Annotated in this window: 13 protein-coding genes; 7 read left to right on the forward strand and 6 right to left on the reverse strand. The window is 65.6% G+C overall.

What is annotated here, in order from left to right; translation table 11 throughout:
* Positions 1–7 precede the first annotated feature (7 nt).
* The 6 genes from OQ789_RS10925 to OQ789_RS10950 all read right to left on the reverse strand — a co-directional run bounded on the left by OQ789_RS10925 (position 8) and on the right by OQ789_RS10950 (position 5,924).
* Positions 8–784 carry an SDR family oxidoreductase gene (locus OQ789_RS10925; protein WP_324685652.1) on the reverse strand — a complete coding sequence of 259 codons (777 nt, stop codon included), beginning with the start codon at positions 782–784 and terminating at the stop codon, positions 8–10.
* A gap of 6 nt (positions 785–790) precedes the next feature.
* Entirely contained in the window at positions 791–2,233 is a 1,443-nt protein-coding gene (locus OQ789_RS10930) for an MmgE/PrpD family protein (protein WP_324685654.1), read from the reverse strand.
* Between the two features lie 63 nt (positions 2,234–2,296).
* The gene (locus OQ789_RS10935; protein ID WP_324685655.1) at positions 2,297–2,713 is read right to left on the reverse strand and encodes a carboxymuconolactone decarboxylase family protein; all 417 of its coding nucleotides are present in this window, start codon (positions 2,711–2,713) and stop codon (positions 2,297–2,299) included.
* A gap of 14 nt (positions 2,714–2,727) precedes the next feature.
* Positions 2,728–3,981, reverse strand: coding sequence for a cytochrome P450 (locus tag OQ789_RS10940; RefSeq protein ID WP_324685656.1), 1,254 nt, complete (start codon positions 3,979–3,981; stop codon positions 2,728–2,730).
* A 14-nt stretch (positions 3,982–3,995) separates the two neighbouring features.
* Positions 3,996–4,421, reverse strand: coding sequence for a nitroreductase family deazaflavin-dependent oxidoreductase (locus OQ789_RS10945; RefSeq protein WP_420716089.1), 426 nt, complete (start codon positions 4,419–4,421; stop codon positions 3,996–3,998).
* A gap of 33 nt (positions 4,422–4,454) precedes the next feature.
* Positions 4,455–5,924, reverse strand: coding sequence for an aldehyde dehydrogenase family protein (locus OQ789_RS10950; protein WP_324685661.1), 1,470 nt, complete (start codon positions 5,922–5,924; stop codon positions 4,455–4,457).
* Positions 5,925–6,144: 220 nt separating this feature from the next.
* On the opposite strand from OQ789_RS10950, the gene OQ789_RS10955 reads away from it, so the two are divergent.
* The 7 genes from OQ789_RS10955 (at position 6,145) to OQ789_RS10985 (ending at position 12,833) form a co-directional block, all read left to right on the forward strand.
* Positions 6,145–6,465, forward strand: coding sequence for a hypothetical protein (locus OQ789_RS10955; protein ID WP_324685784.1), 321 nt, complete (start codon positions 6,145–6,147; stop codon positions 6,463–6,465).
* A gap of 86 nt (positions 6,466–6,551) precedes the next feature.
* The gene (locus OQ789_RS10960) at positions 6,552–7,439 is read left to right on the forward strand and encodes a helix-turn-helix domain-containing protein (protein ID WP_324685663.1); all 888 of its coding nucleotides are present in this window, start codon (positions 6,552–6,554) and stop codon (positions 7,437–7,439) included.
* Positions 7,440–7,599: 160 nt separating this feature from the next.
* Positions 7,600–8,610 carry an alpha/beta hydrolase gene (locus tag OQ789_RS10965; RefSeq protein ID WP_324685664.1) on the forward strand — a complete coding sequence of 337 codons (1,011 nt, stop codon included), beginning with the start codon at positions 7,600–7,602 and terminating at the stop codon, positions 8,608–8,610.
* Position 8,611: 1 nt separating this feature from the next.
* Positions 8,612–9,460 (forward strand): SDR family NAD(P)-dependent oxidoreductase, encoded by an 849-nt coding sequence (locus OQ789_RS10970; RefSeq protein WP_324685666.1) that lies wholly within the window; start codon positions 8,612–8,614, stop codon positions 9,458–9,460.
* Positions 9,461–9,484: 24 nt separating this feature from the next.
* Positions 9,485–10,405, forward strand: a complete 921-nt coding sequence (locus OQ789_RS10975; RefSeq protein WP_324685785.1) for a ferritin-like domain-containing protein — start codon at positions 9,485–9,487, stop codon at positions 10,403–10,405.
* Between the two features lie 2 nt (positions 10,406–10,407).
* On the forward strand, positions 10,408–11,904 hold the full coding sequence (locus OQ789_RS10980) for a flavin-containing monooxygenase (RefSeq protein WP_420716090.1): 1,497 nt from the start codon (positions 10,408–10,410) through the stop codon (positions 11,902–11,904).
* A gap of 14 nt (positions 11,905–11,918) precedes the next feature.
* Complete coding sequence (locus tag OQ789_RS10985) at positions 11,919–12,833, forward strand: MerR family transcriptional regulator (protein WP_324685670.1); 915 nt, start codon at positions 11,919–11,921, stop codon at positions 12,831–12,833.
* The last annotated feature ends 3 nt before the right edge of the window (positions 12,834–12,836 follow it).

Consider the following 12,836-nt stretch of genomic DNA (forward strand, 5'->3'; position numbering starts at 1 on the left):
CGCCCGGCTACTTGGCGACGTAGCCGCCGTCGATGGGCAGCAACACACCCGTGATGTTCTTGGCCTCGTCCGAGCAGAGGAACACCGCCGCCTCGGCGCAATCCTCGGCCGTGATGAAGCGGCCCAGGGGGTGCAGGGTGGCGACGAAATCCACGATGTTCTTGTCGGCGGGAGCGAATTTCTTGTCGTCGGTCGCCGAGAAGTTGGTCAGCGGCATCGCGGCCGGGCAGATGGCGTTCACCCGAATGTCGTTGGCGGCGAACTCTATTGCCAATCCCCTGGTTATCTGGTTGACTGCGCCCTTGGTCGCCCCATAGAGCACACTGCCGAACCCGACCATGCCTGCGACCGAGCCGGTGTTGAGGATCGCCCCGCCGTTGCCCTGCTCCTTGAACTGCCGGATCGCGTACTTGCTGCCGTAGAAGACTCCGCTGACGTTGATCTGAAGCAGCCGCTGCCATTCCGCGTCGGTGTAGTCCTCCGTCGTGGCCCCCGGTTTCAGTCCGGTGATCCCAGCGTTGTTGTGCATGATGTCCAGCCGGCCGAAGTGGTCCACGGCCGCGGCCACCAGTGCCTCGACATCACCTTCGACGGAGACGTCGCACGGCACACCGATCACCGAATCCTGGGTCGCACCGGTGAGTTCGAGGGTCTGGTCGATCCAATCCTTGCGTACGTCGGCGCACACGACCTTCGCCCCCTCTTGGAGGAAGCGAAGGGTCGTGGCACGCCCGACACCGGAACCCGCCCCGGTGATGATGGCAACTTTGTCTTTGAGGCGCATGGTGTTTCAGCGCCGAGTTCCGACACGGTGGAAGGTCAGGACGTCCATCAGCTCGAGGATGTCGCGCTGCCGGTCGAGGTTGAGCACGAGGTCCTCGACCCGGTCGGCCGTCTCGGTTTCCAGCATCAGTTCCAGGTAGGGCCGGCAGACCTTGCGGATCTCCTCGGTGCTCAGCGGAGCTTCCGGTGAGCCCAGCCAGCCGTCCAGACGCTTGGAGTAGGTCTGGCCGGAGGTGGTGGTCACGAAGACCTCCGCACCCGGGTCGTGCACACCGAAATCTTCATGATCTCCGGTGGCGACGATCTTGCCCATCGCCTGGCGGTAACGCGGATCCTCAAGTGAGGAAAGGTCTTCGAAGGTCTGGTCGGTGATCTTGCCCTTGAGCATCACCTCGGCCAGCAGGTAGTGCACGCTGAACCGCGAGCCCTGCAGGTCGACCGGGTTCGGGGTGATGCCGACGGCGGCGTTACCGATCAGGCCCTGACGGGTCTTGACCGTCTCGATGTCGTCGTAGCCCAGGTTGTGCTCGGCCATGATCAGGCCCAGCGCGTCGATCGAGGTGTGCGCGTAGGTGCAGGCCGAGTACTTCTTGATGCACGCCCGGTTGATTCGGTACGGCGCCACCCCGAGATCGGTGTCGATGATCGACAGGTCGATCTGGTTGTTGGCCATCAACGGCGCGTAGAGGCCGAATGCGCCATCGATCACGCCCAGTTCGGCGGTGGCGCCGAGCCGGGCGAGCAGAGCCGACTGCACGCCCATCTTGGCGGTGTGACCGGATTCGATGAAGTGGGTGTCGCAGCCGGCCTGCCCCAGGCCGCACGCCCAGGAGCCCGCCATCGTGATCGCATGCTCGATGCGCCCGGCGTCGAGCTTGAGCAGCTTGGCCGCACCGGCGGCGACCCCGAGGGGACCGAACCAGGTCGGGGGGCAGATGTGCACCGACATCAGCGCCTGGCCCGGACCGGCGGAGTTGTAGCGCGAGGCCACTTCCCACGCGGAGATCGCCGCGGTGATGAGGTCTTTGCCGCTGGCGGTTTGCTTCTGCGCCAGCGGGAACAGGCCCGGCAGCACCCAGTAGGCGCTGGTGAAGTTGGGCATCTCGTTGTCCTCGAGTTCCGAGGAGTGCGCGAAGGTGGCGTTGGCGAATGCGGCGTTCTCCACCGTTGTCCGGTATCCGGCACCCACCACACCGGCGTCGGGGGCGCCGCCCTGCTCGGCGTAGTAGGTGGTCAGGATCCGGGCCGCGGGCTCACGACAGCCGGCCAGCATGCCGGCGACAGTCTTGAGCAACAACGCCTTGGTGAACTCGACGGTCTGCGCATCGAAATCCTTGTAGTCGACCCGTTCGACCCATTCGGCGACATTCTGAGCCCGGCGCTTCTTCTGCGCCTTGGCGTTCTTGGCCTCGAGGTATTCTTTCTTCGATTCTTCCAGTGTGTCGGTCATGACGGTTCTCTCTCTTCGAATCTTGTTGGCGAATAGTGGTTTTACTGGTCAGGCGTGCTCGGCCTATTGATCCGCGGCGGCCTTGGTGAACATCTCCGTGAACACGTCGCCGGCGGCGCGCAGCGCCTGAACCGCCTTCGGCACACCGATATAGGGCACCAAGTGCAGCAGGATCTCGAAGATTTCCTCGTGCGACCAGCCGTTGGCCAGAGCTGCCTCGACGTGCAGCTTGAACTCCTCCATGGTGCCCAGCGTCGCGGTCACCGACAGGCAGGAAACGCTGCGGGTCTTGTAGTCCAGCGTGTCCCGGGCCCATGCATCGGCGTAGCAGTGCTCGACGGTGATGCGCTGGAAGTCATCAACCGACTTCATGCCGGTGACCCTCGTCTTGTCCCGCCACGATGGGCCGAAGATCTTATCGAGTACCCCGGCCGCGATGTCGTAGCGCGACGATTCCTGTACGGCGCTTTCGGTGCTCACTGATCATCTCCTGTTCATCGTGTTTCCCAGACGACTGGCACGCTGGTGGGTCCCCGCTCGTACATCCCGATGATGCGGGGGGTCTCAGCGTCGGGGTCCAGCCGCAGCCCGGGCAAACGCCCGGTCAATACCTTTATCGCGGTGCAGATCTCGGCTCGCGCGACGTGCTGCCCCAGGCAGACGTGGGTGCCGCGGCCGAACGCGAGGTTCGGCTGGATCGGCCGGTCGGGCAGGAATTCGTCGGGGTTATCCCAGCGCAGCGGATCCCGGTTCGCCGCGGCGAAGCACGCGTGCACGACGGCCCCCTTGGGGATGTGAACCCCGCCGAGTTCCGTGTCGCGGGTCGCGAATCGCGCGAAGGCCGGATCCGTAGGCAGCCACCGCAGGGTCTCCTCGACGAACGGCCGCACCAGGTCCGGGTCGGCCGTCACTCGGGCCTGCCACTCGGGGCGCTCCAGCAGCGTCAGCATCGTGATGCCCAGCTGTTTCCAGGTAGTGCCGGATCCGGCCGCCAGCAGCAGCAGCGAGAAGAGTTGGACTTCGGCGTCCGAAAGCTGGTGCGTGTTGCCCTCCTCGTCCTCGAACTGCTCGCTAACCAGCATGCTGACCAGATCGTCGCGGGGATCCTGGCGCCGGGCCGCAACGATGGGACCGACGATCTCGGAGATCGACGTGATACCCGCCGCGTCGGCGACGATGGCGGCGCGCACTTCCAGGGCCTCCTCAACGCCCACGCCAAAGCTACTGCAGATCGTCAGCAAGGGAATCGGTGCGAAGAATTCGACGTTGAGATCCGACTTCCCTTTGTGTGCAATAAGATTGAACAACGCATCGACGATGTCTTCGATCCAGTTGTCCAGCCACCAGCCGGCACGCTTGGGTGTGAAAGCGTTGCGCACCAGCGACCGCAGGCGCCGATGGCGGCTGCCGTCCATGAACAGCAGCATCGCCTGGCCCTCGTACTCCTCGGAGCCGGGCTCGTGCTGTGAGGCGGCGAAGATCTCCGGTTCCTGGATCATCCGGCTGCATGTCGCGTAGTCGAACGTGGTGAAGTGTGGCCGATCCGCGAAGGGCAGACCGGAAAAGAACGCCGGCCCGTCGTAGCCGACGAGCTCGCCCGGGGTGCCCTCGTGCACCGGCCCGGTCTCGCGCAACTGATGAAACGCGGGGTACGGATCGCCTTCGAACGAGCCCCCGCGCATCTCGTAGACGTCGCTGCGCAGGTCGAAAAGTTCCTTCAGCCGCTGGGGATCGAGGGCCGATGCCATGTCGAGCAACATCTTCAGGCTCTCTCCAGCACGACGACGGGGATCACCCGGTCGGTGCGCTGCTGGTAGGTGTCATAGCTCGGCCACGCGTCGGCCGCCAGGCGCCACAACCGTTCGCGTTCCGACCCCTCGGCGGTGCGTGCGGTGGCATCGAACGTGTCGCCCTTCACCTGAACCCGGACCTGCGGGTTGTCGCGCAGGTTGAGGTACCACTTGGGATGCTGTGGGGCCCCCGCCAGCGAGGCGATGATGACATAGTTCGCCCCGTCCGCCGCGCAGATCAGCGGGGTATCGCGCTGCTGCCCGGTCTTTCGTCCGGTAGTGGTCAGGATGAGCGTGGGCACACCGTTCCACAGGTAACCGACCTCACCATCGGTCTCGCGGTAGCGGCGCACGTGGTCCGCCCCGAACAGCGAGAGATCGAGATTGGGAGTGGTCACTTCCATATTCCTTTCAGCGACAGGCGATCTGGTTTACGGGCCGACAACAAGGTGCTTGACTTCCTGATACTCGCGCAGGCCGGGCACCCCGCGTTCGCGACCGATTCCGCTCTGCTTGAATCCGCCGGTCGGCGTGTACGCCGACGCAGCGGCGCGGTTGACTTGCACTGTCCCGCTGCGAATCCGGTGCGCGACGGCCAACCCGGCGGGCAGGTCGGCGCTGTAGACACCGCCGCCCAGCCCGTACTCGGAGTCGTTGGCGATGGCCACCGCCTCGTCGATGTCGCGGTAGCCCTGAACCGTGACGACCGGTCCGAACACCTCCTGCTGGGCAACGGGATTGGCGTTGTCCTCGATCCGCAGGACGGTCGGTTCGACGAAGTAGCCGCGGTCCAGGCCTGCGGGGCGTTTGCCGCCGGCGGCAACCTCGGCCCCGGCCTTGATGCCGGCGGCGATCAGATCCTCGATGCGTTCGCGCTGCTGTGCCGAGATGACGGGACCGATCATCGTCGATTCGTCGCTGGGGTCACCAACCTTGAGGAACGGAATGACCGAAGTGATTTTCTCCAGCGCGGCGTCGACCGATTCCTGCGGCACCAAGACTCGGGTCTGGGCGGTGCAGGCCTGTCCGGCATGCGAGGCGAAGACCGTCAGCACCCCGGTCCCCACCCGGTCCAGCGCGTCAGGCAAGTACAGCTGGACGGACTTGCCACCGAGCTCCAGCACCGTCCGCTTGACGGTCGGTGCAGCCTGCGCGGCGATCTGGCGACCGACGGTGGTCGAGCCGGTGAAGGAGACACAATCCACGCGCCGGTCGCCCGTCAGGCGTTCCGCCCCCGCGGTGCCCTGCTCGACCACCACGTTGAAAACGCCCGGCGGCAGGTCGGCTTGGAGTGCGGCCTCCCCCAGCGCCAATGCGGTCAGTGGGGTGAGCGGACTCGGGCGCAGGATCACCGAGCAGCCGGCCGCCAACGCCGAGAACACCTTCCAGATGTTGGTCTGCAGCGGGAAGTTGTATGGCGTGATCGCGGTGACCACGCCGACCGGCTCGTACTTGCGGATGCTGAGCAAGACGTCCTTGGCGGTCACCAGATCGCCCAGCGGCACCTCGTTGTGCTCCCACTCGGGCAGCGTGCCGAGCAGCTCCGGCAGTTGGCGTGCCTGGTCGAGTGCCATGTCGACCTGGGCCAGCCGGGCGATGCCGAGGGGGGCGCCCACCTCGCGGACGGCCGTCTCCACCAGTTCGTCGCGTCGCGCCTGCAGCCACTGCGCCATGCGCGCCAGGACCTGGCGGCGCTCGGCCAGCGACTGGTTGGCCCACACTCCGCTGTCGAATGAGCGGCGGGCACTGGCAATAACCGTCTCCACCTGCCCGGCATCACAGGTTGGCGCCGTAGTGAAGACCTCCTCGGTCGCCGGGTTCTCCACCGGCAAAGGGTCCCCCGCGCCGAGCACAGCGTCGCCGTCGATCAGTAGCCGATCGGGGCGGAAATACTCCACCATTTATTCCTCACCCACCTGGTGCTAGTATTTCAGCGTATTAGATGACATTTCATGAGACTAAACGATCTAGCATCGTGGCCGCAAGATCCCCGAGATTTCCACGACAAGACAAGAGAGGGCCGCCGCCATGCCTCATATGAAGCCGCAGGACTTACCCAACGCCGGGGGCGGCCGGTGGCCGATGACCAAAGACCGGTTTCGCTCGATCCAATGGGGTGACATGGAGGTCGGGTACACCGTCTGCTACGAGCCGGCTGACGCGACGCCGCTTTATCAGCTGGGCGGCTTTCCGGGCAAGGTCTGCCAATGTCCGCATTACGGCTACATCTTCGAAGGTTCGATCCGCGCGGTATATCCCGACAGCGACGAACCCGATGAGGTAGCCGTCGCCGGCGAGGCATACTTCTTCCCCGCCGGCCACGTGCTGATCTATCCCGAGCCCACCAAGGCTCTCGAACTGAATCCGGCGCATGCGCTGCAGCGCTGCATGGACTTGACCCAGAGCGCCCTCGAAAAGCTCCTGGGCCGTCGGGAGCCCTAAGTGTGGTTAGCTGGTATTTCAGCAGGGCCGCTAGGTTTTTAGACATCGCAGAGGGGTAACTCGTGCCCATCAATCCGTCGCCCGCGGTGCAGCGTGCCGGTCAGGTGCTCTGGTACCTGGCCGAGCACCCTTCCGAGGCGCACACCGTTTCACACTTGTCACGGATCCTGAACATTCCCCGAGCTACCTGCGATTCGATCCTGCAGGCGCTGACCCAGCAAGGCTTCGCGAGCCGCCGAGACCGCGACATGAGCTACGAACTGGGCGCGTCCTGCCTTGCCCTGGCGAGTGCTGCACAAGTCGCCAACCCCGTACTGAACATGGCAAATCGGCAGGCGGACCAACTCGCGCGAGACTTGCAGTCCTGCGTCGTCGTATCAACGGTCATCGCGGGCGAGGCGCGAGCGGTGGCCATCTTCGACCGCGGACCCGCGACCATGGTCCGGGCGCGCGTCGGCCATGCCATCCCGTTGGCTCCACCCTTCGGGGTGGTCTTCGTGGCGTGGGACCCGGCGGCCAGCGAACGCTGGCTGCAACGCGGCGGCACGCACCCAAGCCCTCCCGACCTGGCGCGTTGGCGCGAGTCGCTGCAGTTCGCGCGCCGAAACGGCTACAGTTTCTCGGTTTTCGCACCGCCGGGCATCCAATTCGGGCATGTGCTCGAAGAATTGGTTGATACGCCCGATTCTGTACTCTATCGGCGGTCCAGGGACGATCTCATCGACCAACTACGCCACAGTGGCTACCTGGCGTCAGAGATCGACTACGCCAAGGAGACCGAACTTCTCCAACTCTCGGCCCCCGTGTTCGACGCTGATGGATTCGTCACCGCCTCCCTGATGGTCCTCGGTTCGCTGCGCCCGCTGCGTGGCGAGGAGATCGAGGCTCTGGGGCGACGCGTGGTGCAGGCTGCTGATCGCGCCACCACCCTGGCGCGACAACTGCGCCTTGGCGAGCCCGCCGCCGGGATGTGACCTTGGGCGCCAAGGCTAGCGGTCCAACCAAAGAAGTCATTTGATGCACGCAGGCGTGGTCGGCTGAGAACGTGACACCGGATCTGGAAGCCGAAACGGCTCCCCAACATTTATGAAGATGACATTGACCAATGTCACCATTTGGTGTTGACTTCGTCCCATGACGGACGGCGTTCCGGCTCGCGGGTCGTTGCGATCCCGCGGCGCTGCAGCTGTAAGCACCTACACCCTTCGGCCGATCACCAGCGCGATTCCACCCGAACGGGCCTGGGGATTGTGGTTATCGCGCCAGATCGTCGCCCGGATCATGGGCACGTTCGGCCCGTCGCTCGCGGGCACCCGCGTCGAAGCGGTAGACGTCAGGCTGCCCCACGGGCGCCGCGTCAAGGGTGAATGGGTCTACGGACCTCGCACTCCGACCAGCCAGACCGAGCGCGCCGACACCGGCGCCGGCGCGATCTACTATGTGCACGGCAGCGGATACGCCGTGTGTTCGCCAAAGACGCACCGCCGCTTGACATCCTGGCTGTCGGCGCTGACCGGCCTTCCGGTGTTCTCGGTGGACTACCGACTGGCACCACGCCACCGTTTCCCCACCGCTGCCGACGACGTCCGCGCGGGCTGGGACTGGCTGGTCAACACCTGTGGCGTGGCGCCGAATCAGATTGTGGTTGCCGGTGATTCGGCGGGCGGTCACCTTTCGGTCGACTTGCTGCTGCAACCCGACGTCAACGCCGGCCCGCCCGCCGCGCTGGTGCTACTTTCTCCCCTCTACGACCTGACGTTCGAGCTGTCGTCGGCGCGCGAACGGATTCGTCGCGACCCGGCCACCAGGGCGGCCAGCGCGGTCCGTCTGGTCGGCCTCTACCACAGCGGCGTCGACCTCACCCACCGGCGGTTGACGCTCGACGTCGCCGGCGGCCCCGCGCTTCCCCCCACCCTGATCCAGGCCGGCGGAGCCGAGATGCTGCAAGAGGATGCACGCCAACTCGCCGCCGACATCCGCGGCGCCGGCGGCCGATGCGAGCTGCAGATCTGGCCCCACCAGGTGCACGTCTTCCAGGCGTTGCCCCGCATGACGCCCGAAGCCGCGAAGGCCATGGCCTATGTCGCGCGCTTCATCGCGCACGCCCTGCAGGACGCGCGCGCCATCACCGAGGAGGTGCACTGACGTGTTGGACAGACTGCTCAACCGCGCCAAGACCAGCCGCGGCGCCTCGGCGGTGGTGACCGGTGCCGGAAGCGGCATCGGCGCCGCTTTCGCGATCGAACTGGGCAAGCGCGGCGGCGCGGTCGTGTGCAGCGACATCGACGAGGCAGCCGCGCAGCGGACGGCCGACACGATCACCGGCCACGGCGCCAAAGCGGTCGCAATCGGTTGTGACGTCTCGCGATTCGAAGACGTGCGGGCGTTGGCCGAACAGGCGCAGTCCTGGTTCGGGGCCCCACCGACACTGGTGATCAACAACGCCGGCGTCGGCGCGGGCGGGGCCGGCATCGGCGATGCCCCGTTGGACGACTGGCTGTGGACCCTGGGCATCAACCTGTGGGGTCCCATCCACGGCTGCCACGTGTTCACCCCGATCCTGCGCGACGCCGCGCCGTCACACCCGCCCCGGGGCATCATCAACGTGGCCTCGGCGGCGGCGTTCGGCGCGGCTCCGGGCATGGCCGCCTACAACGTCAGCAAGGCCGGTGTGCTCTCGCTCTCGGAGACCCTCGCCGCCGAGTTGGCCGGCGCGCCGGTGCGCGTCACCGTCTTGTGCCCCACCTTCGTCAAGACCAACATCCTCGAATCCGGCCGCATCAGCGAGCAATCCAGCGAGCTGGCCGGAAAACTCATGCGCTGGACCGGATTATCCGCGGAGAAGGTGGCCCGCGTCTGCCTGGACGCGCACGACCGCGGCGACCTGTACTGCATGCCGCAGTATGACGCCAAGATCGGCTGGAACATCAAACGCCTGGCGCCACAGACCTATACACGTGCGGCCGGCCTGATATCACGCATCAACCTGCCCTGAATCCCCAACGAAAAGGAGCTCGTGGTGGCCATCGATATGCAAGCCATGCTCGCCAAAATCAAGGATCGCCAGTGGGCGCTCGCCGACATCGACTGGAACGCACCCGGCGCTGAAACGATCAGTGATGAACAGCGGCCACAGCTCAAGGCGTTCATGGCCGACCTGTGCTGGATCGAGAACATCGGCGCCAGAGGGTTCGCGGCACTGGCGAAGAAGGCACCCACACCGACCATCGCCGAGATCTACCGCTACTTCCACGCCGAGGAGCAGCGCCACGCCAACGCCGAACTGGCGCTGATGAAGCGCTGGGGCATGCTCGAGGACGGCGAGATTCCCGAGCCGAACGTGAACATTCGCCTGGCGATCGACTGGCTGGACCGCTGGGCCGACGACATGCCGCTGTCCCTGCTCGGCACCGTCATTCCGATGCTCGAAGTCGCACTGGACGGCGCCCTGTTGAAATTCCTTCTCGACGAGGTGCACGACCCTGTTTGTCACCAAGTTTTCGAGAAGATCAATAACGACGAATCACGCCATCTGGTAGTCGATTTCGAAGTCCTCGACATGATCGGGCACGCGAAGATCCGGCGGTTGCTGATCGACTTCGTCGGTCACAATGCCACGCCAGGTCTGATCATTGGTGCGATCATGGGCGCACCGCTAATCAACAGGATCCGCAACGAGATCACCGCCATGGGCATGGAGCCCGAGCGGCTTTACCGGGCCGTAAAGCGATTCAAAGAGCTGGGCGACCGAGGCGAAAGCACCAGGCGGGTACCGACCTATCGGTTCCTGAGGCGCTATGCCGCAGTGGTCACGAATCCACGCCACCCGTACCACCTGCTGGCGAATTCGATGGTGTGGCTTTCCGACCGATATCCGCGGCCCCTGCTTCCGTCGGTACCGACGTGGGTTGCAGAACTCACCCACGAGCCGGCGGCGTGACGATGGCGAACAACCGCGCCAACGCGGCGCTCATCATCGGAGCCGGCTTCACCGGCCTCGGGGCCGCCATCCGCCTGGCCGAAGCCGGGGTCGACGACATCGTGATCCTGGAACGCGCCGACCGCGTCGGCGGGACCTGGCGTGACACCACGTATCCGGGCGCCAGCTGCGACGTCCCGTCGCTGCTGTACTCGTACTCCTTCGTCAAGAATCCGACGTGGTCGCGCACGTATTCGCCGGCGCCCGAGATCTACCGGCATCTCGAGGACATGGCGAACAGGTTCGACATCCGCGGCCGCATCAAGTTCGGCCACGAGGTCAAGGACTTGACGTTCGACGAGGAGGCCGGCGTCTGGACGGCGGCCACCAAGAACCGCAAGAAGTTTCGCGCCCGCACCGTCGTGCTGGCGTCCGGGCCGCTGTCCGATGTCAGCTTTCCCGACATGCGGGGCCTGGACAGCTACCGCGGGCGCAAAATCCACAGCGCGCGCTGGGATCACGACTACGACTTCACCGGCAAGCGCGTCGCGGTCATCGGTACCGGAGCCAGCGCCATCCAGATAATCCCCGAACTGGTAAAGCGGGCCGGGTTCGTCAAGGTGTTCCAGCGCACGCCGTGCTGGGTGCTGCCGCGCCTGGACGTCGCCACCCCGCCGGCCGTACAATCCTTGTTCGCCAAAGTCCCTGCCGCCCAACAGCTTGCGCGCCAAGCGCTGTACTGGGGCCACGAGGCGAGTGCGACCGCGCTGGTGTGGGACACCCCGTTGACATCGTTGGTCGCCCGGCTCGGCCGCGCGCACCTTCGTGCCGAGGTGAAGGATCCATGGCTGCGGCGTCAGCTGACGCCGGACTTCCGGCCGGGCTGTAAGCGCATGCTGGTCTCCAGCGACTACTATCCCGCCCTGCAACGCGACAACTGCAAGCTGATCGACTGGCCCATCGCCACGCTGAGCCCGGCCGGCATCCGCACCAGCGACGGCATCGAACACCAGCTCGATTGCATCGTGTTCGCCACCGGCTACGACGTGCACCTCACCGGTCCGCCTTTCCCGGTGACCGGACTCGGCGGCCGGTCGCTGGCCGCGGAATGGGCCGATGGCGCACAGGCTTACAAGAGCATCAACGTGCACGGTTATCCGAACCTGTTCGTCATGACCGGCCCCAACTCCGGGCCCGGACACAATTCCCTTCTGGTCTACATCGAGGGCCAACTCGATTACGCGGTCCGCGGGATCACCGCCGTGCTCGGCAACGACCTGCGCTACCTCGATGTGCGCGCAGAGGTCCAACGTCGCCACAACGAGGGCCTGCAACGCAGGCTCACCAAGACCACCTGGATGTCGGGTTGCCGCAGTTGGTATCTCACCAAAGACGGATTCAACGGGTCGATGTACCCCGGTTTCGCCACGCAGTATCTTCGCCAGATGAGGGATTTCCGGTACGAGGACTACCAGGCGGTGGCACATGACGCCAAAACGCGAGTCACCGCGTCGGCCTGAAACGGCGCACTGACATGGCAACCGAGCGCGCGTCGCGTCCCGAGCCCGGCACCATCGCCAGCGTGCTGCACAACGTGCGGCGCGCACCCAAACGGGTTCGGCGGCAGTCGCGCGAGTACCGCCAACTCATCGAGGGCGCGGTGTCGCAGCTCTTCGACGCCGCCGCACGGCACCCGCACGGCGCCGCGAACTCCGGCGAGTACCGGATCGACGACCTGGCCCGGCTGGCCGGCACTACCACCCGCAACATCCGCGTCTACCGCGACCGCGGACTGCTGCCGCCCCCACTGCGGGTGGGCCGCATCGCGCTGTTCAACGACACTCATCTGACCCGGCTGCGGCTCATCACGTCGATGCTCGACCGCGGATACAACATCGCGCACGTGCGGGAAATGCTCAGCGCGTGGGAGGAAGGCAAGAACCTCGGCGATGTGCTCGGCCTCGAAACCGCCATCGTCGGCACCTGGACCACCGAGAAGCCGGAAACGATGACGCTCGCCGAGGCCCGGCGACTGGTTGACGACGCCGACGCGTTCGAGCGCCTGGTGGCGCTGCAGGTGATCCGCGTCGACGGGACGCAAGCCACCGTCACCCGCCCCAAACTCATCGAGGCGTTCAACGAAATCCGGGGCTACGGTGTCAAATTCGACAAGCTTATCGACCTGCACGAGCAGATCGTCCCCGAGATCGACAAGATCAGCGACATGCTGGTGCGCGCCGGAGCCGAACACGTGCTGGATCACATCAAGCCCGGCGAACCGCTGCCGCCCGACGCCGAGATCGCCGAGCTGATCACCATGTTGGTGCGCTTCCGGACCCAGGCGGTGGCGACCGTCACCGCCACGCTCGCCTCGTCGATCGAATCGAATATCGAATTTCTGGTCGGCCGCATCTTGGCCGACTATCTCGAGTCGAGCTCTGCGGTCTGAGTC

The sequence above is a fragment of the Mycobacterium sp. 94-17 genome (assembly GCF_035617725.1).
GTDB lineage: Bacteria > Actinomycetota > Actinomycetes > Mycobacteriales > Mycobacteriaceae > Mycobacterium.

Coding starts and splice junctions, on each gene's coding strand:
- OQ789_RS10925 (WP_324685652.1), bottom strand. CDS start 784: ATGCGCCTCAAAGACAAAGTTGCCATCATCACCGGGGCGGGTTCCGGT.
- OQ789_RS10930 (WP_324685654.1), bottom strand. CDS start 2,233: ATGACCGACACACTGGAAGAATCGAAGAAAGAATACCTCGAGGCCAAG.
- OQ789_RS10940 (WP_324685656.1), bottom strand. CDS start 3,981: ATGGCATCGGCCCTCGATCCCCAGCGGCTGAAGGAACTTTTCGACCTG.
- OQ789_RS10950 (WP_324685661.1), bottom strand. CDS start 5,924: ATGGTGGAGTATTTCCGCCCCGATCGGCTACTGATCGACGGCGACGCT.
- OQ789_RS10955 (WP_324685784.1), top strand. CDS start 6,145: ATGGAGGTCGGGTACACCGTCTGCTACGAGCCGGCTGACGCGACGCCG.
- OQ789_RS10965 (WP_324685664.1), top strand. CDS start 7,600: ATGACGGACGGCGTTCCGGCTCGCGGGTCGTTGCGATCCCGCGGCGCT.
- OQ789_RS10980 (WP_420716090.1), top strand. CDS start 10,408: ATGGCGAACAACCGCGCCAACGCGGCGCTCATCATCGGAGCCGGCTTC.
- OQ789_RS10985 (WP_324685670.1), top strand. CDS start 11,919: ATGGCAACCGAGCGCGCGTCGCGTCCCGAGCCCGGCACCATCGCCAGC.